28 protein-coding genes and 1 tRNA gene are annotated in these 26,513 nt (G+C 60.0%); 12 read left to right on the top strand and 17 right to left on the bottom strand.

Features of this window, described 5'->3' with window-relative positions:
- Positions 1 to 39 precede the first annotated feature (39 nt).
- Both FPZ52_RS06830 and FPZ52_RS06825 read right to left on the bottom strand, forming a co-directional pair.
- Entirely contained in the window at positions 40 to 429 is a 390-nt protein-coding gene (locus FPZ52_RS06830; protein WP_146364749.1) for a DUF2852 domain-containing protein, read from the bottom strand.
- Positions 430 to 536: 107 nt separating this feature from the next.
- Positions 537 to 1,010 carry a YbaK/EbsC family protein gene (locus FPZ52_RS06825; protein WP_146364748.1) on the bottom strand — a complete coding sequence of 158 codons (474 nt, stop codon included), beginning with the start codon at positions 1,008 to 1,010 and terminating at the stop codon, positions 537 to 539.
- 55 nt (positions 1,011 to 1,065) lie between these two features.
- Here FPZ52_RS06825 and FPZ52_RS06820 point away from each other — a divergent pair, with 55 nt between their 5' ends.
- Positions 1,066 to 3,867, top strand: a complete 2,802-nt coding sequence (locus FPZ52_RS06820; protein WP_146364747.1) for a [protein-PII] uridylyltransferase family protein — start codon at positions 1,066 to 1,068, stop codon at positions 3,865 to 3,867.
- 3 nt (positions 3,868 to 3,870) lie between these two features.
- On the opposite strand, the gene eda is transcribed toward FPZ52_RS06820, so the two are convergent.
- Together eda and edd are read right to left on the bottom strand one after the other, a co-directional pair.
- Positions 3,871 to 4,512 (bottom strand): bifunctional 4-hydroxy-2-oxoglutarate aldolase/2-dehydro-3-deoxy-phosphogluconate aldolase, encoded by a 642-nt coding sequence (gene eda, locus FPZ52_RS06815; RefSeq protein WP_146364746.1) that lies wholly within the window; start codon positions 4,510 to 4,512, stop codon positions 3,871 to 3,873.
- 32 nt (positions 4,513 to 4,544) lie between these two features.
- Positions 4,545 to 6,377, bottom strand: coding sequence for a phosphogluconate dehydratase (gene edd, locus FPZ52_RS06810; protein ID WP_146364745.1), 1,833 nt, complete (start codon positions 6,375 to 6,377; stop codon positions 4,545 to 4,547).
- A 162-nt stretch (positions 6,378 to 6,539) separates the two neighbouring features.
- Here edd and FPZ52_RS06805 point away from each other — a divergent pair, with 162 nt between their 5' ends.
- Entirely contained in the window at positions 6,540 to 7,733 is a 1,194-nt protein-coding gene (locus tag FPZ52_RS06805; RefSeq protein WP_146364744.1) for an RSP_2647 family RNA methyltransferase, read from the top strand.
- Complete coding sequence (locus tag FPZ52_RS06800; RefSeq protein WP_146364743.1) at positions 7,733 to 8,272, top strand: RSP_2648 family PIN domain-containing protein; 540 nt, start codon at positions 7,733 to 7,735, stop codon at positions 8,270 to 8,272. The genes FPZ52_RS06805 and FPZ52_RS06800 overlap by 1 nt, the downstream gene beginning before the upstream one ends.
- Here FPZ52_RS06800 and FPZ52_RS06795 read toward each other — a convergent pair.
- Genes FPZ52_RS06795 through FPZ52_RS06790 form a run of 3 tightly spaced genes read right to left on the bottom strand, consistent with a single transcriptional unit; the run spans position 8,263 to position 10,533 of the window.
- The gene (locus FPZ52_RS06795; protein WP_146364742.1) at positions 8,263 to 8,952 is read right to left on the bottom strand and encodes a M48 family metallopeptidase; all 690 of its coding nucleotides are present in this window, start codon (positions 8,950 to 8,952) and stop codon (positions 8,263 to 8,265) included. The genes FPZ52_RS06800 and FPZ52_RS06795 overlap by 10 nt on opposite strands.
- Before the next feature lie 39 nt (positions 8,953 to 8,991).
- A complete protein-coding gene (locus tag FPZ52_RS18870) occupies positions 8,992 to 9,156 on the bottom strand; it encodes a hypothetical protein (protein WP_168201276.1) in 165 nt (54 codons plus the stop codon).
- A 15-nt stretch (positions 9,157 to 9,171) separates the two neighbouring features.
- On the bottom strand, positions 9,172 to 10,533 hold the full coding sequence (locus FPZ52_RS06790) for a DUF2927 domain-containing protein (protein ID WP_240804307.1): 1,362 nt from the start codon (positions 10,531 to 10,533) through the stop codon (positions 9,172 to 9,174).
- A gap of 258 nt (positions 10,534 to 10,791) precedes the next feature.
- Here FPZ52_RS06790 and dksA point away from each other — a divergent pair, with 258 nt between their 5' ends.
- Both dksA and FPZ52_RS06780 read left to right on the top strand, forming a co-directional pair.
- Entirely contained in the window at positions 10,792 to 11,214 is a 423-nt protein-coding gene (gene dksA, locus FPZ52_RS06785; RefSeq protein WP_146364741.1) for an RNA polymerase-binding protein DksA, read from the top strand.
- A 76-nt stretch (positions 11,215 to 11,290) separates the two neighbouring features.
- Positions 11,291 to 12,460, top strand: a complete 1,170-nt coding sequence (locus tag FPZ52_RS06780) for an FAD-dependent oxidoreductase (RefSeq protein WP_146364740.1) — start codon at positions 11,291 to 11,293, stop codon at positions 12,458 to 12,460.
- Here FPZ52_RS06780 and xth read toward each other — a convergent pair.
- A complete protein-coding gene (gene xth / locus FPZ52_RS06775) occupies positions 12,457 to 13,257 on the bottom strand; it encodes an exodeoxyribonuclease III (RefSeq protein ID WP_146364739.1) in 801 nt (266 codons plus the stop codon). The two genes, FPZ52_RS06780 and xth, sit on opposite strands and share 4 nt — an antisense overlap.
- A gap of 97 nt (positions 13,258 to 13,354) precedes the next feature.
- Between xth and FPZ52_RS06770 the strand changes: the two genes are divergently transcribed.
- On the top strand, positions 13,355 to 14,179 hold the full coding sequence (locus FPZ52_RS06770; protein ID WP_240804306.1) for an aminoglycoside phosphotransferase family protein: 825 nt from the start codon (positions 13,355 to 13,357) through the stop codon (positions 14,177 to 14,179).
- A gap of 16 nt (positions 14,180 to 14,195) precedes the next feature.
- Here the strand turns inward: FPZ52_RS06770 and FPZ52_RS06765 are convergent, their stop codons facing one another.
- The gene (locus tag FPZ52_RS06765) at positions 14,196 to 14,522 is read right to left on the bottom strand and encodes a HesB/IscA family protein (protein WP_146365686.1); all 327 of its coding nucleotides are present in this window, start codon (positions 14,520 to 14,522) and stop codon (positions 14,196 to 14,198) included.
- Between the two features lie 82 nt (positions 14,523 to 14,604).
- Here FPZ52_RS06765 and FPZ52_RS06760 point away from each other — a divergent pair, with 82 nt between their 5' ends.
- From FPZ52_RS06760 to scpB, 6 genes are all read left to right on the top strand, one after another.
- On the top strand, positions 14,605 to 15,747 hold the full coding sequence (locus FPZ52_RS06760; RefSeq protein WP_146364738.1) for a deoxyguanosinetriphosphate triphosphohydrolase: 1,143 nt from the start codon (positions 14,605 to 14,607) through the stop codon (positions 15,745 to 15,747).
- A 60-nt stretch (positions 15,748 to 15,807) separates the two neighbouring features.
- A complete protein-coding gene (gene argS, locus FPZ52_RS06755) occupies positions 15,808 to 17,550 on the top strand; it encodes an arginine--tRNA ligase (RefSeq protein WP_146364737.1) in 1,743 nt (580 codons plus the stop codon).
- Positions 17,551 to 17,631: 81 nt separating this feature from the next.
- On the top strand, positions 17,632 to 18,672 hold the full coding sequence (locus FPZ52_RS06750; protein WP_168201275.1) for an SPOR domain-containing protein: 1,041 nt from the start codon (positions 17,632 to 17,634) through the stop codon (positions 18,670 to 18,672).
- Between the two features lie 53 nt (positions 18,673 to 18,725).
- On the top strand, positions 18,726 to 19,745 hold the full coding sequence (nagZ, locus tag FPZ52_RS06745; RefSeq protein WP_146364735.1) for a beta-N-acetylhexosaminidase: 1,020 nt from the start codon (positions 18,726 to 18,728) through the stop codon (positions 19,743 to 19,745).
- Entirely contained in the window at positions 19,738 to 20,526 is a 789-nt protein-coding gene (locus FPZ52_RS06740) for a segregation and condensation protein A (protein WP_146364734.1), read from the top strand. Before nagZ ends, FPZ52_RS06740 begins: the two co-directional genes overlap by 8 nt.
- Positions 20,523 to 21,188: an SMC-Scp complex subunit ScpB gene (scpB, locus tag FPZ52_RS06735; RefSeq protein ID WP_146364733.1), complete on the top strand. Its 666-nt coding sequence runs from the start codon at positions 20,523 to 20,525 to the stop codon at positions 21,186 to 21,188. Before FPZ52_RS06740 ends, scpB begins: the two co-directional genes overlap by 4 nt.
- A 4-nt stretch (positions 21,189 to 21,192) precedes the next feature.
- On the opposite strand, the gene FPZ52_RS06730 is transcribed toward scpB, so the two are convergent.
- The 8 genes from FPZ52_RS06730 to FPZ52_RS06695 form a co-directional block, all read right to left on the bottom strand.
- Entirely contained in the window at positions 21,193 to 22,278 is a 1,086-nt protein-coding gene (locus FPZ52_RS06730) for a 2'-deoxycytidine 5'-triphosphate deaminase (protein ID WP_146364732.1), read from the bottom strand.
- 70 nt (positions 22,279 to 22,348) lie between these two features.
- A tRNA-Pro gene (locus FPZ52_RS06725) sits at positions 22,349 to 22,425 on the bottom strand.
- Positions 22,426 to 22,492: 67 nt separating this feature from the next.
- Entirely contained in the window at positions 22,493 to 23,035 is a 543-nt protein-coding gene (locus FPZ52_RS06720) for a MerR family transcriptional regulator (RefSeq protein ID WP_146364731.1), read from the bottom strand.
- A 14-nt stretch (positions 23,036 to 23,049) separates the two neighbouring features.
- Entirely contained in the window at positions 23,050 to 23,349 is a 300-nt protein-coding gene (gene ihfA, locus FPZ52_RS06715) for an integration host factor subunit alpha (protein ID WP_146364730.1), read from the bottom strand.
- 93 nt (positions 23,350 to 23,442) lie between these two features.
- Positions 23,443 to 24,414, bottom strand: coding sequence for a beta-ketoacyl-ACP synthase III (locus tag FPZ52_RS06710; RefSeq protein WP_146364729.1), 972 nt, complete (start codon positions 24,412 to 24,414; stop codon positions 23,443 to 23,445).
- Positions 24,414 to 25,526: a phosphate acyltransferase PlsX gene (plsX, locus tag FPZ52_RS06705; RefSeq protein WP_146364728.1), complete on the bottom strand. Its 1,113-nt coding sequence runs from the start codon at positions 25,524 to 25,526 to the stop codon at positions 24,414 to 24,416. Before plsX ends, FPZ52_RS06710 begins: the two co-directional genes overlap by 1 nt.
- A 23-nt stretch (positions 25,527 to 25,549) precedes the next feature.
- Positions 25,550 to 25,756, bottom strand: coding sequence for a 50S ribosomal protein L32 (gene rpmF, locus FPZ52_RS06700; protein WP_146364727.1), 207 nt, complete (start codon positions 25,754 to 25,756; stop codon positions 25,550 to 25,552).
- A 177-nt stretch (positions 25,757 to 25,933) separates the two neighbouring features.
- Complete coding sequence (locus tag FPZ52_RS06695) at positions 25,934 to 26,473, bottom strand: YceD family protein (RefSeq protein ID WP_146364726.1); 540 nt, start codon at positions 26,471 to 26,473, stop codon at positions 25,934 to 25,936.
- Positions 26,474 to 26,513: the final 40 nt, after the last annotated feature.

The raw sequence follows: 26,513 nt of genomic DNA, 5'->3' as shown, positions 1-26,513 counted from the left end.
TGGGCGTGGCCCGTGGGCCACGCAAGGGGGCAGGGCGGATCAGGCCTCTTGCGGTTCGCTGTTGCGCGAGCTGCGCTCGCGTTCTTCCATGAACTGGTCGAACTCTGCCTTGTCCTTGGCATCGCGCAGACGTTTCAGGAAATTCTGGAAGCTTTGCTGTTCTTCTTCCAAGCGGCGCAGCGTGTCTGCCTTGTAGGCGTCGAACGCCGAGTTGCCGGATGAGCGGAATGTGTAGGCCGCGTGGCGGGCGTTGCGGGATTTCTTGCAGTTGCCGAACATGCGTTTGCTCCAGATCATATAGGCAAGAAGGGCGAGGCCGACGGGCCAGAAAAAGACAAAGCCGAGGATCATTGCGGCGATCCACGCGCCTTTGCCTCGCTGGTCAAGCCATGTTTCGGCTTGGGAAGGCCAGGTTGCGACAGAACTCATCGTGGTCTCCTTGGGTTGACGGGCCGAATGTGAATGTCTTTCACATCCCTGAGATTGGCACTGCACCGGCCAGGTTCAAGAGGCAATGTGAACGTTTTTTACATTTTTCAGGGCACGACGAAATCGGCCTCGACTGCGCCGGACAAGAGAATCAGATTTTCTGGCGTGATTGCAAAGACATGGTTCGGGGTGCCCGCTGCGGCCCACACGGTTTCGAAATCTCGAAGCCTGGGGTCGAAATAGGCCACTGGAGGAGACAGGTGACCGACCGGCGATACCCCTCCGATGGCAAATCCAGTCGTTTTCCGGACAAAATCGGCATCGGCCTTGCCAAGCGCCTGACCCGCGACATCTGACGCGCGGTCTGGGCAGACCTGGTTTGCGCCCGCAGTGATGAACAGGACGATCTGCCCTGTCTGTTCTCCGCGAAAGATGATGGATTTGGCGATCTGGTCGATCTCGCACCCCACGGCTTCAGCGGCTTGTATTGCGGTGCGGGTTAGGGTGTTCATCTGCAAGATTTCGATGGGGACAGCACCGTCTGTCAGCGCCGCGCGAACACGCTTGAGGCTCTTGCTCATTCTGATGATCCTTTCCTGCGTTGACGCTGCTCGGGCAGCGGTCCATCGTTCGGCCATGAGTTTTGACACATCTATCACGCGCCTGCCATTACCCTTCGACACGGATCGTGCCGAAGACCTCGCGGCTGGCTTGCAGGGTTTACCAGCCGGTACAAAAGACCTGTTGAAGGGCACCGCCGGATGCAGCCCCTATCTTGAGGGCCTGATACGCAAGGAAGCAGGCTGGCTCGAAGAGGTATTCGCTGCCACGCCGGGCGTGGCACTGGATGCCGTGCTGGATGATGCGCGCCGTGCGGTGGGAACCAATGCGAGTCGTGTGCTGCGACAGGCCAAGGGGCGCGTGGCCCTACTGACGGGGCTCGCCGATCTGGCGGGGGTATGGGATCTGGATCGCGTGACGGAATCCCTCACCCGGTTCGCGGATATCTCGGTCGAGGTGGCTTTCAAGACCGTGCTGGAGCGTGAACTGCGACGCGGTAAACTCCCCGGTGCAACTGAAGATGATCTGACCGACTGTGCAGGCCTGTTCGCGCTTGCCATGGGCAAGATGGGTGCGTTCGAACTGAACTATTCTTCGGATATCGACCTGATCTGCATGTTCGATGACGCACGGTATGACTACGAAGATCTGCCGGAGGCCCGATCGGTTTTCGTTCGCGTTGTGCGGAAGGCGATGGGACTGTTGTCGGACCTGACGGCTGATGGGTATGTCTTCCGTACCGATCTCCGGCTTCGGCCTGATCCATCGGTTACGCCCGTCGCCGTATCTACAACCTCGGCGGAACGTTACTACGAGGCGCTGGGACGAACATGGGAACGCGCAGCATATGTCAAAGCGCGCCCGGCTGCAGGGGCGGTGGAGGCAGGCTGGCGGTTTCTGGACGACATCCGACCGTTCATCTGGCGGCGTCATCTGGATTACGCCACGGTCGAAGACGCCCATACGCTGCGCCAGAAGATCAGGGCACATAAGGGCGGTGCGCAGGGTCTCGACGGGCGCAACGTGAAACTCGGCTCCGGAGGTATTCGCGAGATCGAGTTTTTCACACAGACCCATCAGTTGATTTCGGGTGGCCGTGATCCGGATTTGAGGTTGCGGGGCACGCGGGATTCTTTGCGGATGCTCGTGTCGAAGGGCTGGGTGGACAGCGGCGATGCGGACACGCTTGATGGCTGCTATGTGCGTTTGCGGGAAATTGAGCACAGATTGCAGATGCTGCGAGACGCTCAGACCCATGACCTTCCAAACACACCGGACGGCTGGCAGAGGCTGGCCATGTTCTGCGGCACGGATGATCCCAAAACATTGCGCGATGAACTAGGCGAGATTTTCGAGACGGTACATGAACTGACCGAGAGCTTCTTTGCCCCGATGCGCCGCCCGTCCGACAAGGCCACAGGCGTATCTGACCGCGCACAGGAATGGGTGGAACGCTGGCGTGGCTATCCGGCCTTGCGGTCAGAGCGCGCCCAGACGATCTTCGCGCGTTTGCTGCCTGATCTGATGGCCCGTTTTGATGCCGCCGCCCATCCCGATCAGGCCATGAGCCGGTTTGATGGTTTCCTGCGCGGGTTGCCCGCCGGGGTTCAGCTTTTCGCGTTGTTCGAAGCCAATCCGCAGCTTGTCGATCTGATTGTCGATATCTGTTCGACCGCTCCGGCGCTGGCTCAATACCTGTCGCGTAATTCGGGGGTGCTGGACGCGGTGATCGGTGGGGATTTTTTCGCGCCTTGGCCTGCCGCCGATGATCTGTCGCGGGAACTGACAGAACAGCTAGCAAGCACGCCCGATGACTATGAAGCGCAGCTTGATACCGCACGGCGCTGGATGAAAGACTGGCATTTCCGGATAGGCGTTCATTTTCTGCGTGGACTGATCACGGCCGCGGAAGCGTCCGGCCAATATTCCGACCTCGCTGCAGCGACTGTGGCAGCTCTTTGGCCTGTGGTTCAGGATGAGTTCGCTAGAAAATTCGGTCGTGTGCCTGGGCGCGGCGGGATCGTTCTGGGGATGGGATCGCTGGGTGCACGGCAATTGTCGGCGGGGTCAGATCTGGACCTGATCCTGATCTATGACGCAGACTCGGATGCCGTGTCCGATGGGCGCAAATCGCTGTCCGCCCGTCAGTATTATGCCAGGCTCACCAAGGCGCTTGTGACCGCGCTGAGCGCCCGAACGGCCGAGGGTGCGCTATACGAGGTCGACATGCGTCTGCGCCCGTCCGGCAGACAGGGACCGGCCGCGACCTCATGGGCGTCCTATCAGAACTACCAGCGGACCGAGGCGTGGACATGGGAACATCTGGCCCTGACCCGGGCGCGGGTCATTGCGGGCGATCATGCCTTGGCACAAAAAGTCGAATCCTTCCGCAAGGAAATGGTCAAGTCCAAGCGTGATCCGGGCAAGATGTGGACCGATCTGGTCGACATGCGCAGGCGTCTGTCGGACGCGAAACCTAAATCTGGCATATGGGATGTCTCGAACGGATCGGGCGGGTTGCAGGATATCGAACTGTTCGCGCAGGCGTTGGCATTGGAAAGCGGCTCCGGCAAGCGGCAGTCGCGGGATCAGTTGGAACTGGCGCGAGAGAAGCTTGGCGGCGAAGCGGCTGACATGTTGTTGTCCGCACATCGGTTGTTGTCGTCGGTGAAATCGGTGGCATCCCTTCTGACGGGCGGCGGTATAGCCCCGGCTGATCTGGGCCATGGTGGCATCGAGATGCTTCTTCGCGTGACCGAAGCCAATGACATGAAGGCCTTGGAAGATCGGATAGACCAGGAATGTGAAAGCGCGGCCAAGGTGATTGGCGACGCTGTGCTGCCTTATGGCGACGCTGGGCCAGCCGATCAGCGCTAGGGCTTAACTCCGCAGAGCATATGCCTCGCGCGCGAGCGCTGTAATTCCGGCCCAGTCGCCTTGCGCGACCTTGTCCTTGGGTGTGACCCAAGACCCTCCGACACAAGCGACGTTCGGGAGGCTCAGATAGTCCTGCGCGTTCTTTGGAGAGACACCACCTGTTGGGCAGAAAGCAATCTGGGGCAGGGGGCCGCCCAGACCTTTCACGCTCGGCGCACCGCCCGACGATTCGGCAGGGAAGAACTTCATGAAGGTGAAGCCGTGTTCAAGAAGGCGCATGGCTTCGGTTGCGGTGACTGCGCCGGGCAGAAGAGGCAGGCCGATTTCTTCGCATGCCGCGATCAGCTTATCGGAACTGCCCGGACTTACGGCGAATTCTGCGCCCGCGTCTTTCGCGGCCTTGGCGTCATCGGCTGTCAGCACCGTGCCCGCGCCGACGATTGCGCCATCAACCTTGCTCATCTCGCGGATGGCATCCAGCGCCTGCGGTGTGCGCAGCGTGACTTCCAGCGCGATCAGCCCGCCATCTACAAGCGCTTTGGCCATGTCAGCGGCGGTTGAGGCATCCTCGACCACCAGTACAGGGACCACGGGAGACTTGGCGGCCATGTCTCGCAAAAATGCGCTCGCGTCTTGTGGGGTCATTCTGTTCCGTCCGTTCCTGTTCGACTGGCCGATCATTCGGCGGCTTCTACATAGCGATGCCCGACAACGACACCCGCGCCATTGTCAGCTGATCCGACATTGCGGCGGAACACCTCAAAGAGCTCTCGGCCCAGGCCGAACTGGTTGCCGTTCAAATCCGGTGTGGCAGCGGGGCGGTCCTGGACACCCTCGGTCAACACCTGCAATACGCCCGCCGTAGCGTCAACGCGAATGACATCGCCATCTTGTAACTTGGCCATCAAGCCGCCTTCGGTGGCTTCGGGGGTAACATGAATCGCGGAGGGCACCTTGCCCGATGCCCCTGACATGCGTCCATCCGTGACCAGCGCGATCTTGTGTCCGCGCTCTTGCAGAACCGACAAAACGGGCGTCAGGCCGTGAAGCTCAGGCATGCCATTGGCGCGCGGTCCCTGGAAGCGCACGACGACAATCGTGTCCTGATCCAGATCACCCTTGCGGAAGGCGTCCTTGACCGCAGCCTGATCGTGGAAGACGCGGGCCGGCGCCTCGATCACATGACGTTCGGGGGCGACTGCGGATACCTTCATCACGCCGCGCCCTAGATTGCCTTCCAACTGCTTCAGCCCGCCCGTCTTCTGGAACGGATCGGTGGCGGGGCGCAGGATCTTGTCATTCAGGGTTTCACCGGAACCATCCGCCCAGTCGAGCCCTGCGTCGGTCAGCTTGGGCTCCTTGGTGTACAGGTCCAGCCCGTCACCGGCGATCGTCGTTGTGTCCGGATGCAGCAGCCCATCTTCCAGCAACTGCCCGATCATGTAGCCCAGACCGCCCGCGGCATGGAAATGGTTCACATCGGCCAGACCATTCGGATACACCTTTGCCAGCAATGGGGTCACCTCGGACAACTCGTAGAAATCCTCCAGGTCCAGCAACACACCGGCGGCACGTGCCATCGCGGGCAAATGAAGCACCAGGTTGGTTGACCCGCCCGTCGCCATCAGCCCAACGATGCCGTTCACGAAGGCCTTCTCGTCCAGCACACGGTAGGTGGGACGGAAATCATTTCCCAGAGCCGTGATCGACAGAGCCCGTTCCGTCGCGGCCCGTGTCAGCGCGTCACGCAATGGAGTGTTCGGGTTGACGAAACTTGATCCGGGCAGGTGCAGGCCCATGAACTCCATCAGCATCTGGTTGGAATTTGCCGTGCCGTAGAAGGTGCAGGTGCCCGGCCCGTGATAGGAGGCCATCTCCGCCTTCATCAACTCGTCGCGTCCAACCTCGCCCGCCGCGAATTTCTGGCGCACACGCGCCTTCTCGTCATTCGGCAGGCCGCTGGTCATCGGCCCTGCGGGCACGAACACGGCCGGTATATGTCCGAATGTGGCGGCAGCGATGATCAGCCCAGGCACAATCTTGTCACACACGCCAAGATAGGCCGCTGCGTCAAAGGTGTTGTGGCTTAGTGCGACACCCGCGGCCAATGCGATTACGTCGCGGGAAAACAGCGACAGTTCCATCCCGGTCTGGCCCTGCGTGACACCGTCGCACATCGCGGGGACACCACCGGCCACCTGAACGGTGCCCCCGGCCTGCTTCGCGGCCTCGCGCATCAGATCGGGAAACCGTTCGAACGGCTGATGCGCCGACAGCATGTCGTTATAGGCCGTGACGATGCCAAGATTGGGTACGCGCCCCTCTGCTAGCGCTCCTTGCTGATCACCCATCGCTGCATAGGCATGGGCCTGATTTCCACAGGTCAGGTGAGCGCGGGCGGTTCCGGCTTCAGCGGCGCTGCGCATGCGGGTAAGGTAATCGCTGCGGGATTTTTCGCTGCGCTCGCGAATGCGGTCAGTGACGCGGTCCAATGTAGCGTTTAGCTTCATGTCGTCCTTCCGGGTAGCTGGCTCATGAGTCACGTGTCTTATAGCCCGTTAGCGCTATCAATGCCATACACGACCAGCGTGAACCGACCATAGATCGGCAAGGCTTTTCACTTGTTGTTCGGACTTTTATGACGAGGGCAGGAAGGCAACAAGGATACATCCATGACGACGCGCCCTACAGTCCGGCTTCGCCCACAAGCCAATGCCCGCCGTATCCGGCATGGTTTTCCCTGGGTTTATGCCAATGAACTGGTCACCGATCGTCGCACCAAGGCGCTTGCGGCAGGCAGTATCGCGACATTGGAGGACAATGACCGCAGGCCGCTTGCGACCGTTGCGATCACGCCTGCGTCCAAGATCATCTGTCGGGTTCTCGACCTTGATCCAAATGCCGACATCGCGACCGACTGGATCAAGGCGCGTATAAGCGCGGCCTATACGCATCGGGAACGGTTGTATGACACCCCGTTCTACCGGTTGATCCATGCGGAAGCCGACGACTTGCCTGGAGTCGTGATTGACCGTTTCGGCGATGTGGCCGTGATGCAGCCGAATGCGGCTTGGGCGGATCAATTGCAGGACGTTTTGGCGGATGCATTGGTTGAGGTAACTGGTGTTACCACGGTGATCAAGAACGCTTCGGGGCGGGCACGATCACTGGAAGGGCTCGACGAAGAAAACGCTGTTCTTTGTGGCGCGGCCCCTGATTTCATCGAAGTCCCCATGAACGGCGCGATCTATATCGCCGATATGATCGCCGGTCAGAAGACAGGGCTTTTCTTCGACCAGCGTGACAACCATGCCTTTGTCAAAAGCCTGTCCCAAGGCGCGACGGTGTTGGACGTCTTTTCGCATGTGGGGGGCTTTTCGCTGGCTGCGCTTGCAGGTGGGGCGGCATCGGCCGTGGCTGTCGATGGCTCGGCGGCGGCACTCGATCTGGCGACGCGCGGAGCTGACCTGGCAGGCTTTGCGGATCGGTTCAAAACCCGGCAAGGCGACGCGTTCGACGTCATGACCCAAATGCAGCAGAACGGGCTCGGCTTTGACGTGGTGATCTGTGACCCGCCCGCATTCGCCCCCAACAAGAACGCGCTTGATGCCGGGTTGCGCGCCTATGAACGTGTGGCGCGTCTAGGGGCCAACCTGATCGTGCCAGAGGGTGGTTACCTGACACTGTGTTCTTGCTCGCACACGGCAACGCCGGACAAGTTCCGTCTCGCCTGCGTGCGCGGCATCGGGCGGGCTGGGCGACGGGCACAGCTGATCCGCACAGGCTATGCAGGTCCCGACCATCCGCAGCACCCGCAACTGGCTGAAAGCGGTTACCTGAAAGCGCTGACATTCCGGATCTTCTGATGCGTGCCGTTCTAGATGCATGTGTGCTGTATCCCACCCTGCTTCGACAGGTGCTGCTCGCAATCGCTAGCGAAGGGTTGTTTGATCCCATCTGGTCCGTGCGCATCATTGAGGAATGGCGTCGGGCCGTCATCCGGCATCACCCGGATCAGGCAGGGATATTTGCCGCCGAGGCCGTTCGTCTGGCTGATCGCTTTCCTGCCGCGTCCTTCGATGTGACCGAGGAAGATGAAGCTGCGTTGTTTCTGCCGGATCGCAACGACCGTCATGTCTTGGCGACTGCATTGGCGGCAAACACGCCGACAATCATCACGCTGAACTTGAAGGATTTCCCATCGCGCGCGCTGTCGGAGCAGGGTGTTCGGGCCAAGCATCCCGACTTGGTGCTATTGGAACTGCTGGGTGACCATCCGTCCGTGGTGCGTACGGCGATCAAGCCACCCGTTGAGGCGGCAATGGCCGCCACTGGTCTGGGGCGACGTGCCGTGTTGAAAAAGGCCCGTCTGCCACGCTTTGCCAAGGCACTGGATCAGTCCTGAGGCGTCCAGCTTACTTCGTTGCGCTCGATCGCCGCGATGCGGTCCTCTGTCTTGGGGTGGCTCATCAACCAGGCGGGCGTAACGCCCCGGCGATTGTCGGTCAGCGCGTCCAGCTTGGCGAATAGCGACTTCTGCGGTGCCAACCCGATCCCTGATTTCATCAGCAGGGCTGAGGCATAGGCATCTGCTTCAAATTCATCTCCCCGCGAGATGCGCGCTGCCAGCAAGCTCGCCAGTGCATTGGCGATCATTGCGCCGAAGCCGGGAATGAATCGTGCCAGCACCATCGCTAGCGCTGTGCGCAGCGCGTTCTGGCCCGAGAAGTCGATCAGTCGCCGCCGCGTATGCCCCATCGCGACATGGCCCAATTCATGCGCGATCACGCTGGATAATTCTTCGGCGCTGACCTGACCGGCGCGGTACGCATCGTAAAAGCCACGCGTGATGAAGATGCGCCCGTCGGGTGCGGCCAGCCCGTTCAGCGGCGCGACCTCGTATATATGTACGCGGATGCGCGGCAGATCCAGGGCGGCAGCCATACGGTCGGTCAGCGTCTTCAGCCTGGGGTCGGCCAGTTCGGTCGATTTATCATCCAGTTCCCGCCGCAGCCGGAAAGAGGAGAACAGATACATCGCCAGCCCGTAGCACAGCGCAAGTATGATGGGCGTCAGCTTCAACATGCTAGAAATATGGGTGCGCGTGTCGGGCCCGGCAAGCAGTCAGATGGACCGCGCCAGAAATACGCTGATGAACAGACCCAGAAGCGCGAAAGCTATGGCGAAGCCGACAGCATATTGCGCGATGTCCAACTTGCTGCCCTTGCGCCGCCTGGCCAGAAAACCACCCCAAATCGCGCCCAGAGCCGCCCCTGCGAGAATGATCATGCCATGTGCTCCGCTCTATCGTACCAGCGTTTCGATCTCTCGCTCACGCTGCAAAAGTTCCGCGTCACTGCGCGATCCGTAGCGCCCCCAGCCAAGGCTTTCCCAGCGAAGCGCGTCGGCCTCCTTCTGACGGCCCGAAGCTTCGAACGCAACCGCTTTCACCATCAGAAGATCCGACAGAAGCGATCCGTTTTCAGCTTGCCGGGCGACAGGGATGTACCGATCCGCGATCCCGACAGCCAGCGGATATTCCTCCGCCGCCAGTGCGAAGGCTGCAATCTGCATGCCCACATGCGCGGCATGGATTTGCGTGGCTTGCCGGCTGTCATAGACTTCGGCCGCTTCCATGAAGCGTGCCAGCGCCAGATCACCGTTATGAACATCGGTCAGACGCGCAAGGGTAAATAGCGACAGGCCCAGTCGCGAGTCGCGCCAGCCTTGGCCGCGGGCAATTTCCAGCGCTTTTTCGGCGGCGCTGCGCCGACCCGATCTACCTTCACTCAGCGCCGCCTCGATGGCGTTGAGCCATTCGCGCGGCGTCGGTTGAAGCGGCCGTGTCGCGTACCGTGCGCCCTTGGGATTGATCCGCTGCAAAATGGCAGGTAGACGCGCGGCCACTTCGCCGCTGGTCATGCCGGTGCGCAAGCTGTCGTCATAGGTCGCACGCAACACGATCATGTCGAATCCGGTCAGGACGGAATTAAGATTGTCGTCGTTGAAGATCGAATCTTCCAACCGATACAGATCATTCAGCGGCCCCAATGCCTGCGCGACTTCTTCATGCAGGCAATCGCGCACCTCTTGCGGGCTGATCTGGGTGGGAATGAATACGGTTGCTGCCCGACGGGTTTGCAGGCGTGACCAGTTCAGGTCGGCGCGGCGCATATCGCCGCGGAACTCGCTCCAGCGGATATTGGCAGGCACAACGAAACAGGCCGCGCTGGGAACCAGCCGCTGCATATCGGATCGGGGTACGGCCTCGACGTTGAGAGCCGCCGCGGACCCATCGGCCACGCGACGGACGTCGATCCGGGCTTCTCGTTGGAGACGGGTGATCAAGCGGTCCAGTTCATAGCCGACGATCGCCGGTGATGGGCCGCGCAAGGCAACTGTTACGGGTTCTTCGAACCGGGTAAGGATCGGAAGGGGGGTGCCGCTTTCCAGAAAGAAAGTCAGATCAATGAAGTCGCGGGCGATTTCCTCGTTTGATCGCTGCGGCGCTTGGGGATAGCTGACCGCGAAAAGTTTCATCTGCGGCAGGTCGACATCGGCGGGGACGGGCGGTGCGGGCTGATCTATCGGAATCGGCGTGCAGGCGGTCACAAGCCCCGCGAAAACGATAGAAACGGCGCGAGGAACAGCTTTACGCATGGTCATATACGTGTTCGAAAACACACGCTGTTTCGCCACGGGCCAGAAGATTAACCCAAGGTCTATTGTTGTTGAATTTCATAAAGATTTTGATCTGCCCCGCCCCGTTGCTTTCGCAAGGTTATCACACCCGCCCAACGCATCAAGCAAGCTGTAAATCGGCGTGACATTGCCCACGCTATGGGCTATTGGGGCGGCGGGAGGAATCTGGATGTTTAAGCTTGAGCGGGCCGTCAAGAATCCCGTTACTAACTGGGAGCAGAAATGAAGGCTGAGGTATTTCTACCCGACGATTATCGTCCTGCCGAGGACGAACCTTTCATGAACGAACGCCAACTGGAATATTTTCGCAGAAAGCTGACGTCCTGGAAGAACGAACTCGTGGCGGAAAGTCGGGATACGATTGAAGGGCTGCAAGACAGCTCGCGTAACATTCCGGATGTTGCGGATCGAGCTTCGGAAGAAACCGACCGCGCACTTGAGCTCAGAACACGTGACCGCCAGCGCAAGCTGGTCGCCAAGATCGATTCCGCGCTTCGTCGGATCGAGAATGGCGAGTATGGTTTTTGTGAAGTGACGGGTGATCCGATTTCGCTGAAGCGGCTGGATGCGCGCCCGATTGCGACCATGAGCCTTGAGGCTCAGGAACGCCATGAGCGCCGCGAAAAGGTCCATCGCGACGACTGAATCCGCGGGTTCCGTCCTGTTATGAGGTTTCTGGGCACCGGGTTCATTTCCGGTGCCTTTTTGTTTGCGGAGGCATATGCTGGATCGACGCGATATCTCGATCGTCGGGGCCGGAATCGGTGGTCTGACAGCCGCCTTGGCGCTGGCACGACGCGGGGCCAAGGTCACCGTCTATGAACGTGCGCACAGGGTCGCCGAGGTTGGCGCAGGTATCCAGATCAGCCCCAACGGCATGGCGGTGCTCGAAACCCTTGGCATCGCGGACGAGATTCAGGATCGTGCGGTTAGAGGGCAGGCGATAGAGCTACGGCGCAGTGGTGACGGCAGACTCCTTCAGAATCTGCGCATTTCAGCGATCCGGACAAACAACCCATGGCTGTTCGTGCACCGATCCGACTTGATTTCGGTACTGCATGAGGCCGCTGTTGACGCGGGGGTTGGGGTGAAATGCAATCATCAGGTCGTAGGTGCAGAACAATCTGACGCGGCCGTGACGCTCCAATTTGACGGTCGCCAAGATGAGGCGTCGGATATCGTAATCGGGTGTGACGGTGTGCGATCAACGCTTCGATCCGTTATCGGGCTTGAGGAAACGCCCGCCTTCACCGGCCAATCCGCGTGGCGGGCAACTGTCCCGCTGGATTCGCAGACCCCTGCGGTCGCCCGTGTTTACATGGGGCCGGGGCGGCATCTGGTAACCTATCCGCTGCGCGATGGGCGGCTGATGAATATTGTTGCGGTGTGTGAAAAATCGGATTGGCATGAAGAGCGTTGGGATGTCGAAGACAATCCTCACAACATGCGCAGCGCCTTCTCCTACTTCGCGCCGGAGGTACGCGCCTTGCTGTCACGCATAGAGTCCGTGCATCGCTGGGGTCTGTTCAAGCATCCCGTGGCGCGACGGTGGCACAGTGGTCGGATCGTGTTGCTTGGCGATGCGGTTCATCCAACGCTGCCGTTTCTTGCGCAGGGCGCGTGCATGGCCATAGAGGACGCGTGGGTTCTTGCGAATGAACTCGGCACCACAAGCGAAATCTCCGCCGCGTTTGAGGCCTATCAGGATCGGCGTCGAGATCGCTGCGCCCGTATCGTGGCATCCGCCGACCGGAACGCATGGGCCTATCACCTTCGCGGCCCGATGCGTTTTGCAGCCCAAAACATACTGCAAATCGGCAAGAAACTTGCACCAAATGCGGCGATACACAGCCTCGACTGGCTCTACACGACCGATGTGACCAAGTCTTAGGCGGCGAGCTTGACCCAGATCGGAACGTGGTCGGAAGGCTTCTCGCGCCCACGGATGTCGCGATCGATCTGGCAATCTTCCAGAATATCCGCGCATTGCGGGCTCAGCAGGAAATGGTCGATGCGGATGCCGTTGTTCCGGTTCCATGCTCCGGCCTGATAGTCCCAGAATGTGTAATGTCCGGGTGGCGAGGCGGGCGGGTTATGCGGATTGCACGCTCGAAACGCGTCGGTGAGCCCGAGGCTGGTGATCTTGCGATAGGCCTCGCGCGATTGAGGCAGGAACAGCGCATCCTCCCGCCAGCTGTCGGGCTTTTCTGCATCTTCTTTCTGTGGGATTATGTTGTAATCACCTGCCATTAGGAAGGGTTCTTCAAGTTCAAGTAGTGTGGTTGCGCGCTGCCGCAGCCGTTCCATCCATGCGAGCTTGTAATCGTATTTCGGGCCCGGCGCCGGGTTGCCGTTCGGTAGATACAGGCCGCAGATACGGACCGGTTTTTTGTCGCCGATCACGGTCGCCTCGATATAGCGAGCCTGTTCATCGTCATCGTCGCCGGGCAAGCCACGTGTGACATCTTCGAGCGGCAGCTTGGACAGAATTGCGACGCCGTTGAAGCTCTTTTGCCCATGGGTTTCAACTATGTAGCCCATGTCCCTGAAGTGATCGGCCGGAAAGTTCTCATCTATGGATTTGATTTCCTGCAAGATCGCGACATCGGGTTGCGCATCATTCAGCCAATCGGTCAGCGCGCCGATGCGGGCCTTGATCCCGTTGATATTGAAGCTGGCGATTTTCATGGCGGCGGCCCTTCAGACGAAAGATATTCGATTTGACGATATCCATACGCGTGCTGTGTGATCGGCGCAAACCGAAGCTGTGGTGTGGACGACCGACATGCTATCAGAGCGCATGTTTGATCCCTATCTGAAGAAATGGGCACTCTTGGGTGACGGGGAGCCGCTTGTCACACATACATCGCGATTGCTGCCCGTTCTGAAGGCTGGTGAACCCGCGATGTTGAAGTTGTGCCTGACCGATGAGGAGCGACGCGGGTCACGTCTGTTGGAACAATGGGCGGGCGAAGGGGCGGCGCGGGTATTCGCCAGAGATGGGTTGGCAGTGTTGATGGAGCGGGCCACCGGACAGCGAGACCTCGCAAATATGGCGCGAGGCGGCGAGGATGATGTAACCTGCCTTGTTCTGTGCTGTGTGGCGCAACAGCTTCACAATCATCGCCTTGCCCCAAGCTCCTTCGTGCCCATGAACCGTTGGTTTCGCGCACTACGGGACGTGGGCGCGGCGGAAGGTGGTGTGTTTTCAGAGGCTGCGAAATTGATCGACAAACTGCTTGAAGATCAGCGCGACATCCATGTGCTGCATGGCGATCTACACCACGGAAATGTGCTGGATTTTGGGGCGCGAGGTTGGTTGGCGATTGATCCCAAGGGGCTGGTCGGCGAGCGGGCGTTTGAATACGTCGCGCTGTTTTCAAACCCTGATCTCGTTAATCCGAACGTCCCGGCCGCGTCTGATCAAACTTGTTTCCGGCGCCGGGTTGCAATCGTGGCCGAAGCTGCGCGGTTGGATCGACGTCGTCTGTTGCAATGGGTGTTCGTCGGGATGGGGCTGTCGGCGTCATGGTTTGTCGAAGAAAATAGCCCGTTCGCAACGATTCCGCTGACCATAGCAGAATTCGCCCGGGTCGAGCTGAACAACTGACCTTTAGGCGATCCGACTACATCGCGAAGGACGTGCCGCAACCGCAGGAACTGCTGGCATTGGGATTCTCGATCACAAATCTCGCGCCGATCAGTTCTTCGGTGAAGTCGATGACGGCGTTGGTCAGGAACGGCAGGGAGATGCTGTCCACAACAACCTTCTGCCCGCTGCCTTCCAACACCAGGTCGTCGTCGGATGGCTCGTCGAGCTTGATGTCATACTGAAAGCCCGAACAACCGCCGCCTTCAACTGCGACGCGCAGCGCCTTTGGCGCATCGGAAGTGTCGTTGATTTCTTTCAGGCGAGCGAAGGCGCGCTCGGTAACCTTGGGCGGTAGCGACAGATCCATCAGTTTCCTCGTCACTTGGAATGGCTTGGCTTTCAATATATGCGGACCACGGCACAGCGACAAGGACAGGCAGGTCATGTTGAAACCCTATGCGGCGCATCCAGACGCCACGCGCGGACGGCTATACCCCGAAGAAGAAAGTGCATTCCGGTCGTGCTATCAGCGCGATAGGGACCGGATCATCCATTCCAGCGCCTTTCGTCGCCTTAAGCACAAGACACAGGTTTTCGTGGAACATGAGGGGGATTATTTCCGTACTCGCCTGACCCATTCGATTGAGGTCGCGCAAGTCGCCCGGACGATTTCCGGTGCGCTGGGATTGAATGACGAGCTGACCGAGGCCGTGGCGCTTGCCCATGATCTGGGGCACACCCCGTTCGGACATACGGGCGAGGACGCGCTGGACGAGATGATGGCGCCCTTCGGCGGGTTCGATCACAACGCGCAGACGCTGCGGATCGTGACGTGGCTGGAACGCCACTACGCCGATTTCGATGGGTTGAACCTGACATGGGATACGCTCGAAGGGATTGCCAAGCACAACGGACCGGTCGAGGGTGAGCTGCCCTACGCTTTGTCGGAATACAATTCCAGGCACGATATGGAACTGAACACCTTCGCCAGCGCCGAAGCGCAAGTTGCCGCGCTGTCCGATGATGTGGCCTATAACAACCACGATCTGCAGGACGGGCTGCGCGCGAAGCTGTTCACCGATAAGGAATTGCTGGACCTGCCACTGTTGCAACCCGCCTATGCCGACGTGGACGCGACGTATCCTGATCTGGATCCTATCCGCCGGCGACATGAGGCGCTGCGGCGTGTATTCGGATATATGGTGAGCGACCTGATCGACCACTCGCGCGGTATCATTGAAGAGGCTGGCCCGCAAAGCTGCGACGAGATTCGCAATCTGGGCAAGCCGGTGATCGCTTTCTCACCGGAGATGGTCGACAAGATCAACGTGATCCGCAAGTTCCTGTTCAGCCGCATGTATCGCGCGCCGCAGGTGGTGGTGATCCGCGACGACGTCACGCGTCAGGTGAAGGATCTGTTCGGCGTCTACATGCGTGATCCGAGCCTCCTGCCGTGGCGCTGGCATCGCGTGGCAGATAGCGGGCTCAACCAGACCGAACGGGCGCGTCTGGTCGCCGACTACATTGCGGGCATGACCGATCGCTTCGCACTTCAGGAACACCGACGCCATTGTGGCCAAGGTTAAATCAATTGCGTCTGGCCGCGTCTGTGCTAGACCCGCTGCGAATTTCTGGGACTTAGTGACATGAACCTGTTTGCCGATATCAAGACGCTTGTTCTGGACAAGCTGACCGCCATGCAAGACGCGGGAACCCTGCCCGACGGGCTGGATTTCTCGAATGTAACGGTGGAGCCGCCACGAGACGCGGCGCATGGTGATATGGCAACAAACGCGGCAATGGTACTGGCCAAGCCCGCGAAGATGAAGCCGCGCGACATTGCCGATGCCCTGGCTGGTCAGTTGGCTGAAGATCCGCGGATTGCGCTTGCCGAGGTCGCGGGGCCGGGTTTTCTGAACCTGCGGTTGTCCAATGCGGTCTGGCAGGGCCTGGTCAGCGGTGTGCTCGCGGATGCGGGCTTCGGTCGGTCCGAACTGGGCGCAAACCAGAAGATCAATGTCGAATACGTTTCGGCCAACCCGACGGGGCCGCTGCATGTCGGTCATACCCGTGGTGCGGTGTTCGGTGATGCGCTTGCATCCTTGCTGGATTACGCGGGCTATGACGTAACCCGCGAGTATTACATCAATGACGGCGGTGCACAGGTCGATGTCCTCGCGCGGTCGGTATATCTGCGGTACCTGGAAGCGCATGGGCAGGAGGTCGCGTTCGAGGACGGCACCTATCCGGGCGACTACCTGATCGAGGTAGGGCAGGCACTAAAGGACAAGGTCGGTGATCGGTTCGTCGGCAAAGATGAATCCGAGTGGCTGGAAGAGATCCGCGAATTCGCGACCGAGCGGATGCTGGACCTGATCCGCGAAGACCTGGCCGCGCTTGGGGTCAAGATGGATGTCTTCTTTTCCGAGAAGTCCCTTTACGGCACCGGCAAGATCGAAGCGGCGCTTGACGATCTCGACGGCAAGGGCCTGATCTATGAGGGGGTGTTGGAGCCCCCCAAAGGCAAGTTGCCCGAGGACTGGGAACCGCGAGAGCAGACATTGTTCCGCTCCACCGTACATGGCGACGATGTGGATCGCCCGGTGAAGAAGTCCGACGGAAGCTGGACATATTTCGCGCCCGACATTGCTTACCATTATGACAAGATCACACGCGGTTTCGATGCACTGATCGACGTCTTCGGTGCGGATCACGGTGGATACGTCAAGCGGATGAAAGCGGCTGTTTCGGCACTGTCCGATGGTAAGACGCCATTGGACGTCAAGCTGACGCAGTTGGTGAAACTCTACAAGGATGGCGAGCCGTTCAAGATGTCCAAGCGGGCAGGGACATTTGTTACCCTGCGTGACGTAGTCGATCAGGTGGGGCCGGATGTGACTCGCTTCGTGATGCTGACCCGCAAGAACGACGCGCCGCTCGATTTCGACTTCGACAAGGTGTTGGAGCAATCCAAGGACAACCCCGTCTTCTATGTCCAGTACGCGCATGCCAGGGTGCATTCCGTTCTGCGAAAAGCTGCCGATCTGGGCGTGGACGTGTCCGACGAGGCGATCAGCAAGCAGGATCTTGCTGGCCTGACGGACCCTGCCGAGATCGCGGTGGCGAAGAAACTTGCCGAATGGCCGCGTCTGGTCGAGATCGCGGCGCGCACCCATGAGCCGCATAGAGTGGCGTTTTACCTCTATGAATTGGCGTCCGAGTTCCACGCGCTGTGGAATCGTGGCAATGACCAGCCGGAGTTGCGCTTTGTCCAGGAGGGCGATTTGGTCACAACATCGGCAAAACTTGTTTTGCCACGGGCAGTTGCGGTTGTCATTTCCTCCGGTCTTGGTATCCTTGGGGTAAAGCCGCTGGAAGAGATGCGCTGACAAAAGCGCCACGCCCAGCGGTTGCAGAGCAGAATTTGAACCGCGAACCCGAAGATAACGGGGGGCGAGATGAGGCGAAAAATGGCATATTCCGAGGCTTTCGAAGAGGAGCCGCGCCCCAGCTTTCGGGGCAGGGGGTTCTTTGCGACGCTCATGGGCTGGGCCGGTGCAGCGTCGTCGCTCGCGCTTGTGGGCGGGCTTGGCTGGTGGGCGACCGATCTGGCCCTGCGCGATGCGCGCGGTGTGCCTGTCGTCAGAGCAATGGAAGGCCCTGCACGGATAGCGCCCGAGAATCCCGGCGGGTTTCAGGCCGATCACCAAGGTTTGGCAGTGAACAATGTCGCGTCCGAGGGCGAGAACGAAGTGCAAGTTGACAAGTTGGTGCTGGCGCCCGAACCCGTTGGCGTCGCCGATGAAGATGTTGCCGTGGCTGAACTGGGCGAGATGCCCGATGCCGAGGTCATGGATCCTGCCACGCAGCTTGCGGGATCGCCGCAGACGGTGACAGAAGGAGATCCTGGAGACAATCTGGACGAGCAGCTTGCACAGGTCGACGAGGAACCGCAGGAAGAGCAGGTCGCGTCGATCGACGCCAATGAGGTGACGGTGCCGCGCCCCGTTGCGCGTCCCTCCCAGCGTTCGCAGGTTTCGACCCAAAGCGCGCAGCCTACGTCGCAGCCTGCACAACAGTCGAAATCGCTTGACGATATCATGCGCGCTTCCGTCAACTCCGCGATCGAAGAAGCGCTTGGTGAGTCGGGGGCGGGCGCGGAAGGCGAGCCGCAGGCAGCACTGGATACCGGCGACCGGATGGAAATGGTCACGCGTGCATCCGCGAATGTAAGCCAGATGGAGACGCTGCGGATATCTGCTGGCACGCGTTTGGTGCAGCTTGGTGCGTTCGACAGCCCCGAGATGGCCCAAGCCGCCTGGAACAACATCGCAGCGAATTTCGACACTTATGTCGCCGGGAAGCAGCAAGTGATCGAACCCGCGCACAGCAATGGCCGCACCTTTTACAGGTTGCGGGTGGCCGGGTTTGACGATCTTACGTCGGCGCGAAATTTCTGTTCGGTGCTGTTGGCTGAACAGGCCGATTGTATCCCTGTGCTGACACGCTAAGCTGTGCCGTACCTGCCTCGGTAGGATGATGCGAGGGATGACGCGGACAAAGCATGAGCGAACGGACACAAGGCGCTTATATTTTCGGATGTACCGGAACTGAACTGACGGCGAATGAACGTGACTTCTTTCGCGAGGCTGATCCGTTCGGGTTCATCCTGTTTGCTCGCAACATCGATACGCCGGATCAGGTGATCGCGCTGACCGCCGCCTTGCGTGATGCCGTGGGGAGAGAAGCTCCAATACTGATTGATCAAGAAGGTGGGCGCGTTCAGCGACTGCAGGCACCCCACTGGCATGAATGGTTGCCCGCGCTCGATCAGATGGAACAGGCTGGCCCCGCCAAGGCCGGTCGCGCCATGTATATCCGCAGCCGCCTGATTGCCGCAGAACTGCGTGAGGTCGGCATCGACGGCAATTGCTCGCCCCTTGGCGACATCGCGCGCGTCGACACGCATCCCGTCCTGAAAAACCGCTGCTATGGCTACGGGCCGGAAACGGTGACCAGCGCTGCGCGTGCGGTGGCCGATGGGCTTCTGGATGGCGGGGTTTTACCCGTAATGAAGCATATGCCGGGTCACGGGTTGTCGACGCTGGACACGCATCTGGAACTGCCGAAGGTCGATGCCGATCTCGAAAGACTGAAACAGGCCGACTTCGTTCCGTTCCAAGCGCTATGCGAGTTACCGATGGGTATGACGGCGCATATCGTGTTCTCCGAGATTGACCCGGATCACCCGGCCACCCAGTCAGGCATCGTGATTGACCTCATCAGGCAACAGATCGGATTTGACGGACTGCTGATGACGGATGACCTGTCGATGCATGCGCTTGAGGGCGATATGACGGACCGCACGAGAAAGGCCTTGGACGCCGGTTGTGATGTGGTGCTGCACTGTCACGCAGTGATGAGTGAGATGGAAGACGTCGTAGCGACAGCCGGCCGCTTGTCTGGGAAAGGTGCCGAACGCGCGACGTCGGCGTTGTCTGCCCGGCGCACACCCGACCCGATTGACGCGCATGGACTGCACGCTGAGCTTGCGGCCATCCTTCGGGAAGGTGTGCATGTCTGACGCTGACACCGGCAACGTCACCGCGCTTGAGGTCAGGCTTGCAGCCGAAGCTCTGATCATCGATGTGGACGGGTTCGAGGGGCCGTTGGATCTGTTGCTGACGCTTTCGCGCACGCAGAAAGTGGATCTGCGTAAGATTTCCATCCTTGCGCTGGCGGAGCAGTATCTTCTGTTCGTCAACAAAGCGAAACAGCTACGCATCGAGCTGGCCGCCGATTATCTTGTGATGGCCGCTTGGCTCGCCTTTCTGAAATCGCGCCTGTTGCTACCGCCTGATCCGGAAGACGAAGGGCCTTCCGGCGAGGAACTGGCCGCTCATCTGGCTTTCCAGCTGGAGCGGCTTCAGGCGATGCGCAACGCGGCGGCCCAGCTTATGGCGCGCGATCAACTGGGCCGCGACGTCTTCGCACGCGGGCTGACCGAAACCGTGTCCCGCAGTCGGCGGGTCAGTTACACTGCATCGCTGCTGGATCTGATGCAGGCCTATGCGCGAATAAGGACGAAGGACGAGTTCCGCCCCTTCGTGATGGATCGCGATGCGGTTCTAACCATGGAACAGGCGTTGGACCGGATGCGTCCCCTGATCGGCTTTGCCGGCGATTGGACGGATCTGTCGACCTATATGCCCGATGGCTGGAGCGATGATCCGGCGAAGCGTCGCTCGGCCATGGCATCGACATTCGCGGCATCGCTGGAGCTGGTAAAGGCGGGGCAGGCGGAACTGCGGCAATCGGAATCATTCGCGCCCATTCAGTTAAGACGGAAGCCGGACGGTAAATGAGCGACACTTTCTCCAGCCCCGAGAACGAGGCCAGCCTGTTTGAAGCGCCCGCGATGGAGGAACAGGAACGCATGGTCGAAGCGATCCTGTTTGCCTGTGCCGAACCGGTGACTTTGCGCGAATTGATTGGCCGCCTGCCACATGGCTCGGATCCGGAAGAGGCGCTGAACAATCTTGCCAAACGCTATGACGGGCGCGGCGTGCGTCTTCAGCGGATGGGCTCGGGTTGGGCGTTTCGAACCGCGCCGGATCTGGCCTTCCTGATGCAGAAGGAAACGGTGGAGACCCGCAAGCTGAGCCGTGCGGCGGTAGAGACGCTGGCCATCATCGCTTATCACCAACCGGTGACGCGTGCCGAGATCGAAGAAATTCGCGGCGTCAGTGTCAGCCGCGGTACAATAGACCAGCTGCTGGAAATGGATTGGATCAGGATTGGTCGACGCAAAATGACGCCGGGCCGTCCCGCCACCTTCGTTGTAACGGATGCGTTTCTGGACCATTTCAGCCTTGAAAGCGCCCGCGATCTGCCCGGCATCAAGGAGCTGCGCGCCGCAGGGTTGCTCGACAACCGCCCGACACCCGAATTTTCCGCTGCGCGGCAGGACGATCAGGACGAAGCGTCGGACGACACACAGGATGCGTTATTCAAAGACGACGATTGACGTCTCAGGCGGGCTTGAAGTGCTTTGACAGTTTCAGCCCTTGCCCTTGATAGTTCGACTGCAAGTCGGCTCCGTAGAGCCGGTCAGGGCGCGTGCGCATGCGTTCATAGATCAGCCTGCCCACCCGCTGCCCGTGTTCGAGGACGAAGGGCGCTTCATGGCAGCGCACTTCCAGCACGCCGCGCGATCCCTGGCCACCGGCGGCGGCATTGCCGAATCCGGGATCGAAGAAGCCAGCGTAATGCACGCGGAATTCTCCGACCAAAGCCATATAAGGGGCCATTTCCGCCGCACAGTCCGGGGGAATGTGGACGGCCTCACGGCTGACGAGAATGTAAAACGCGCCGGGATCGAGGATGATGTTGCCTCGATCGACCCGCACTGGATCCCAGAAATCGCGCACGTCGTAATGGCCGATCATGTCCAGATCGATCACGCCGGTATGCGGCTTGGCACGGTATCCGACAAGATCATCGTCACCGGGCGTAAGATCGACGGAAAAGCCGACCCCATCCTCGATATGGGCGGGACCGTTCACCAACTGTTGGCTGTCTTGCAGTTCCAGCAGGTCGTCATCGCTCAGGATGGACTGCCCGTGCCGACAGCGGATCTGGTTGAGCCGCATGCCGGGACGGACGAGGACAGAAAAGCTGCGCGGGCAGATCTCGGCAAATAGGGGTCCTTTGTATCCAGCGGGAATGCGGTCGAATTCGGTGCCGTTGTCGATGACCACGCGCGTCAGCAGATCGAGACGCCCGGTGGAACTCTTGGCATTTGCCACGGCCTGGATTGTCTCGGGCAGGTCGAGGCTTTCCATCAGCGGCACCAGATAGACGCAGCCCTTTTCTAGGACTGCACCGGGGCCCAGATCAATCCGGTGCATCTCGAATTCCGCCAGACGGTTGCCCACGGTGGACATGGCGCCGGGCAGGAAAGACGCGCGGATGCGATAGGCGACAGTTCCAAGCCGCAAATCGAGCGACGCTGGCTGGTATTGCGCGTCCCAGATCCGTCGAGCGCCGATGATCTGGCCGTCTTCGACCATTTTGAGGATGTCTTGCGAGGCGAGAACGCCGGTGTTGCTGGTCATGGGGCCTCCGGTTTCCGCATCGCCTAACAAAAAGCCCGCCGCCCATGAAAGGGTGCGGGCTGTTTTGTAATGGTCGGGCTAGCGAGATTCGAACTCACGACCTTCCGTCCCCCAGACGGACGCGCTACCAAGCTGCGCCATAGCCCGACAGCGGCGATGTCTATCATTTTTCTGCCCAAGAGCAAGTCGGAAACGTCAGAAATTATTCTGTGCATCAGTCTTTCAGGCGGTCGCGGAGTTTTTGCAGTCGGGCGTAGGCGTCGCGTATCGCGGTCGCGTTCGTCGCGGTGCCAGGGTCTGTTCCGCGGAGCTCAGCGCTGAACGGCAGAACCGGGTTGATGTGAGCCTGATCGTCTGGATCTTGCGGAATGTGATCCAGACCGGGCAGGGTGGCTTGCGCGGGCGATTCTGTGATGGTTTCCGTTTCTGAAGGCGCTTGCGTGTCCTTGGGTGTATCGCGTTTGCACGGCGGAGCCGCCTGGTTCAACGGGTGGCTGTAAGCGGAAATCGCCTGAACACCCTCGGAGGCCAGCCTGCGTTGTACGGCCTTGATCGTGTGGCCTTCACCATGCAGCAAATGCTTGATCCCGCCCAGAAGGCGCATGTCTTCGGGTCGGAAGTAACGTCGGCCCCCTGATCCTTTTACCGGGCTGATCTGCGGAAAGCGACTTTCCCAGAAGCGGATCACATGCGTCGGAGTGCCGAGCCACTCGGCCACTTCGCTAATCGTTCTGAACGCGTTCCGGGATTTATTCATTCATCTGCGCGGGTCTAGCGCTTGTTGCCTTGCGCGACCCTGTCTTTCATCAGGTGGGAGGGCCGGAAGGTCAGCACGCGTCGGGGAAGGATCGGAACCTCTTCGCCGGTCTTGGGGTTGCGACCGACCCGTTCCGCCTTGTCGCGAATGTTGAACGTTCCGAAAGACGAAATTTTTACCGACTCGCCCGAAACGAGCGCGTCACTGATATGTTCCAGCACCGACTCGACAAGATCTGCCGACTCGTTTCTGGAAAGTCCGACTTCACGAAATACCGCTTCACTGAGATCCATGCGGGTCAGTGTCTTGCCCATGACTACCCCTCCAAAACTTGGAACAACATAGTGAAAAGCCGAAAGGCAAGTCAATCACCAATGCGATCAAGCACTTGCGAGGGGCGATCTCGCCTACCAGCGCAGAACCAGCGCACCCCACGCCAAACCGCCGCCGATGGCCTCGATCACGACGACATCATCCGGTTTGATTTGCCCACGTGAACGCCCCACGGACAGCGCCAACGGGATGGATGCGGCAGAAGTGTTGCCATGGTCCTGAACCGTCACGACAACGCGATCCATGGGAACATTCATCTTCTGCGCGGTGGCCTTGATAATCCGCAGATTGGCCTGATGGGGAACGATCCAGTCCACGTCCTCGCCTGTCAGCCCGGCCTTATCCAGTGCCGAATGCGCCGTCTTGGCCAGCTTTTCGACAGCATGGCGGAAGACTTCCTTGCCTTCCATGCGCAGATGCCCGGTCGTGCCGGTCGATACACCGCCATCTACATACAGGAGATCGCGGAAACGACCGTCGGAATTCAGGTCGGACGCCAGGATACCACGATCGGCAGCGCTGCCTTCGGCGTCTTCGGATTCCAGTATAAGCGCTCCCGCGCCATCGCCGAACAGCACGCAGGTCGACCGATCCGTCCAGTCCATGATCCGGCTGAAGGTTTCGGCCCCGATCACGAGGATTCGCTTTGCCTGCCCCGAAACGATCAATGCGTTGGCGTTGGCCAAGGCAAATACGAAGCCCGCGCATACGGCCTGCACATCAAAGGCAAAACCACTGGTCATGCCGAGCGCGCTTTGCACCATCGTTGCCGCAGAGGGAAAGGTTAGATCCGGTGTCGAAGTGGCAACGATGATCGCGTCGATATCGTCGGGGGTCATGCCCGCATCGTCCAATGCCAGGCGGGCTGCACGCGTCGCCAGATCGGATGTTGTTTCGCCTTCAGCGGCAAAGTGGCGCCGCTCGATTCCGGAACGCGACCGAATCCATTCATCACTGGTGTCCAGTGTTTTGGTGAATTCTTCGTTGGGAACGATACGTTCCGGAAGGTAATGTCCGACCCCCCGGACGACAGCGCGTGTTGTCATTATTGGAAACCGTTGTTCTGCCCGATCAGACCCTGATCCTGCATCGGGTGGGACATGGACGCAACCCGCGCCTTGACCCGTTCATGAAAGCCCGCGGCGCCAAGTTGATAGGCCAGCTTGATCGCAGCGGAAACACCTGTCGCATCGGCGGAGCCGTGGGATTTCACGACCGTGCCGTTCAGGCCGAGAAACACACCGCCATTCACCCGGCGCGGGTCGATCCGCTTGCTCAAACGACGCATGGATGGCAGCGCCAGGACAGCGGCGATACGCGACAGGACGGAATGTCTGAACGCCTCGCGCAAGGCCTCGCTAATCAGCTTGGCGGTGCCTTCCCCTGTCTTGAGCGCGATATTGCCAGTGAAGCCATCGGTTACGACAACATCAACCCGAGACGACGGGATATCGCCTCCTTCGACATAGCCGACGAAATCGAATCGTGCCGTATCGGCGGCGGCGTCGATCAGGTCGTAGGCCTGCTTCAGCTCGGCTCTGCCCTTGTGTTCCTCGGTGCCAACATTCAGTAGACCGATCCTTGGGCGTTCAAGCCCGAGGCCGACGCGGGCGTAGGATGTTCCCATCAACGCGTATTGCAGAAGATCCTCGGCATCAGCGCGGATGTCTGCGCCTACATCCAGCATGACATTGAAGCCATTCGGATTGCGCGACGGCCACAGGCAGGCGATGGCTGGACGGTTTACACCTTCGGTCTTGCGCAGGCGCAACATGGACACGGCCATCAGGGCGCCGGTATTGCCGCAAGAGACGCAGACCGCCGCCTCACGGTCGCGGACGGCATCGACGGCAGCCCACATCGAGGTGTTCTTGCCGTTGCGCATCACCTGGCTGGGCTTGGCATCCATCGTGACCACGCCTTCGGCATGGCGTACATCGACGCGCCCGGACAGGGGTTTGCGTTTGCTGATCAGGGATTCGAGACGGGACTTGTCGCCAAAGACGATGAACCGCAGATCCGGGTTCTTCGCAGCAGATCTTGCCATGCCCGCAATCACGGGCACGGGGCCTTTGTCGCCACCCATCGCATCTATTGCAATGGTGACGGGCTTACCAGCTGTAGGGCCGGGGCGTGGCTCGGCGACGTTCTGTGTCATACCCGATTGCGCCCCTGCGCCGTTCAGGCTGCGTCTTCGTCCAGGTCGATCTCGTCTGCCTGGGCAACGACTTCACGGTCGTCGTAGTGGCCGCAGGCGGCGCAAACGTGGTGCGGACGCTTCAGTTCGCCGCAGTTCGGGCACTCAGCAGGGTTCCCGGCGACCAGAGCGTCATGCGCACGGCGCATGTTGCGGCGGGACCGTGTGACTTTATTCTGGGGGACAGCCATGTCTCAACCTCGGTATTAACTAGGGCGCATGGCCCGTTCTCGTCGCAGGACCGCGCCACGCCCATTCGGCGGGTCACAAATCCCGATGTGTAAATGAAGCCGGATACATACTGTTTTTCCGGCCCGGTGCAAGGGCTTTCTTGATCCCGCGAAGTATATTCCGCAGGGTCATGTCAGCTATTGCTGGTCCTTGAACCTTTCCTTCAATCCTGCCAGCCCCGCAAAGGGTTTGGTGTCTTCGTCGGACATAGGGGTTTTGCCCGGCTCCGTAAAGACGGCTTGGCCAAAACTTGCGCTATCGGCACGCGGAAATGGCGGCAACTCCAGCGCCAGCGACTCGCGAATGACCTGACCGAGGTCGATGGTTTCCGAAAGGGGCTCCAGCGTTTCATCGTCGGGCATCTCGACTTCGCCGATGGCCTCGTCGTCGGGCAGGCTGCTGCGGTAGCGGCGTTCGACGGTCGTATCGATACGCGTCGTGACCGGCTTCAGCGTGACGACACAGGCTTGCGTGACGGTTGCGCCAAGTGTCGCGTTCAGATCCCAGCCCTCCTTGCCTGCCGGGGTCAGTGCGCCTTCGAAAGACAGCTTGCGTAGCCCGAGGATGTCCAGATCTTGTGCGATCTGTTCCAATTCTGCCGATTCAGGGCGGAAGGCGAAGCTGCGCGACTGGCTGCGTAGCTCGCCGGGGCGGATCAGATAGGTGCGTTGGGACATTTCTTTGTGTCCTTGCCATTTGATGAATTCATCGTCAGGG

Origin of the sequence: Qingshengfaniella alkalisoli (assembly GCF_007855645.1) — a bacterium.
GTDB classification, from domain to species: Bacteria; Pseudomonadota; Alphaproteobacteria; order Rhodobacterales; family Rhodobacteraceae; genus Qingshengfaniella; species Qingshengfaniella alkalisoli.
Note: the sequence above shows the minus strand (reverse complement) of the source record. Positions and strands in the feature narration are given on the sequence as shown.

What these genes read in the sequence shown, in the direction of transcription:
- FPZ52_RS06830 (WP_146364749.1), bottom strand. Translation starts at nt 429, where the DNA reads ATGAGTTCTGTCGCAACCTGGCCTTCCCAAGCCGAAACATGGCTTGAC.
- FPZ52_RS06825 (WP_146364748.1), bottom strand. Translation starts at nt 1,010, where the DNA reads ATGAGCAAGAGCCTCAAGCGTGTTCGCGCGGCGCTGACAGACGGTGCT.
- FPZ52_RS06820 (WP_146364747.1), top strand. Translation starts at nt 1,066, where the DNA reads ATGAGTTTTGACACATCTATCACGCGCCTGCCATTACCCTTCGACACG.
- eda (WP_146364746.1), bottom strand. Translation starts at nt 4,512, where the DNA reads ATGACCCCACAAGACGCGAGCGCATTTTTGCGAGACATGGCCGCCAAG.
- edd (WP_146364745.1), bottom strand. Translation starts at nt 6,377, where the DNA reads ATGAAGCTAAACGCTACATTGGACCGCGTCACTGACCGCATTCGCGAG.
- FPZ52_RS06805 (WP_146364744.1), top strand. Translation starts at nt 6,540, where the DNA reads ATGACGACGCGCCCTACAGTCCGGCTTCGCCCACAAGCCAATGCCCGC.
- FPZ52_RS06800 (WP_146364743.1), top strand. Translation starts at nt 7,733, where the DNA reads ATGCGTGCCGTTCTAGATGCATGTGTGCTGTATCCCACCCTGCTTCGA.
- FPZ52_RS06795 (WP_146364742.1), bottom strand. Translation starts at nt 8,952, where the DNA reads ATGTTGAAGCTGACGCCCATCATACTTGCGCTGTGCTACGGGCTGGCG.
- FPZ52_RS18870 (WP_168201276.1), bottom strand. Translation starts at nt 9,156, where the DNA reads ATGATCATTCTCGCAGGGGCGGCTCTGGGCGCGATTTGGGGTGGTTTT.
- FPZ52_RS06790 (WP_240804307.1), bottom strand. Translation starts at nt 10,533, where the DNA reads ATGACCATGCGTAAAGCTGTTCCTCGCGCCGTTTCTATCGTTTTCGCG.
- dksA (WP_146364741.1), top strand. Translation starts at nt 10,792, where the DNA reads ATGAAGGCTGAGGTATTTCTACCCGACGATTATCGTCCTGCCGAGGAC.
- FPZ52_RS06780 (WP_146364740.1), top strand. Translation starts at nt 11,291, where the DNA reads ATGCTGGATCGACGCGATATCTCGATCGTCGGGGCCGGAATCGGTGGT.
- xth (WP_146364739.1), bottom strand. Translation starts at nt 13,257, where the DNA reads ATGAAAATCGCCAGCTTCAATATCAACGGGATCAAGGCCCGCATCGGC.
- FPZ52_RS06770 (WP_240804306.1), top strand. Translation starts at nt 13,355, where the DNA reads ATGCTATCAGAGCGCATGTTTGATCCCTATCTGAAGAAATGGGCACTC.
- FPZ52_RS06760 (WP_146364738.1), top strand. Translation starts at nt 14,605, where the DNA reads ATGTTGAAACCCTATGCGGCGCATCCAGACGCCACGCGCGGACGGCTA.
- argS (WP_146364737.1), top strand. Translation starts at nt 15,808, where the DNA reads ATGAACCTGTTTGCCGATATCAAGACGCTTGTTCTGGACAAGCTGACC.
- FPZ52_RS06750 (WP_168201275.1), top strand. Translation starts at nt 17,632, where the DNA reads ATGGCATATTCCGAGGCTTTCGAAGAGGAGCCGCGCCCCAGCTTTCGG.
- nagZ (WP_146364735.1), top strand. Translation starts at nt 18,726, where the DNA reads ATGAGCGAACGGACACAAGGCGCTTATATTTTCGGATGTACCGGAACT.
- FPZ52_RS06740 (WP_146364734.1), top strand. Translation starts at nt 19,738, where the DNA reads ATGTCTGACGCTGACACCGGCAACGTCACCGCGCTTGAGGTCAGGCTT.
- scpB (WP_146364733.1), top strand. Translation starts at nt 20,523, where the DNA reads ATGAGCGACACTTTCTCCAGCCCCGAGAACGAGGCCAGCCTGTTTGAA.
- FPZ52_RS06730 (WP_146364732.1), bottom strand. Translation starts at nt 22,278, where the DNA reads ATGACCAGCAACACCGGCGTTCTCGCCTCGCAAGACATCCTCAAAATG.
- FPZ52_RS06720 (WP_146364731.1), bottom strand. Translation starts at nt 23,035, where the DNA reads ATGAATAAATCCCGGAACGCGTTCAGAACGATTAGCGAAGTGGCCGAG.
- ihfA (WP_146364730.1), bottom strand. Translation starts at nt 23,349, where the DNA reads ATGGGCAAGACACTGACCCGCATGGATCTCAGTGAAGCGGTATTTCGT.
- FPZ52_RS06710 (WP_146364729.1), bottom strand. Translation starts at nt 24,414, where the DNA reads ATGACAACACGCGCTGTCGTCCGGGGGGTCGGACATTACCTTCCGGAA.
- plsX (WP_146364728.1), bottom strand. Translation starts at nt 25,526, where the DNA reads ATGACACAGAACGTCGCCGAGCCACGCCCCGGCCCTACAGCTGGTAAG.
- rpmF (WP_146364727.1), bottom strand. Translation starts at nt 25,756, where the DNA reads ATGGCTGTCCCCCAGAATAAAGTCACACGGTCCCGCCGCAACATGCGC.
- FPZ52_RS06695 (WP_146364726.1), bottom strand. Translation starts at nt 26,473, where the DNA reads ATGTCCCAACGCACCTATCTGATCCGCCCCGGCGAGCTACGCAGCCAG.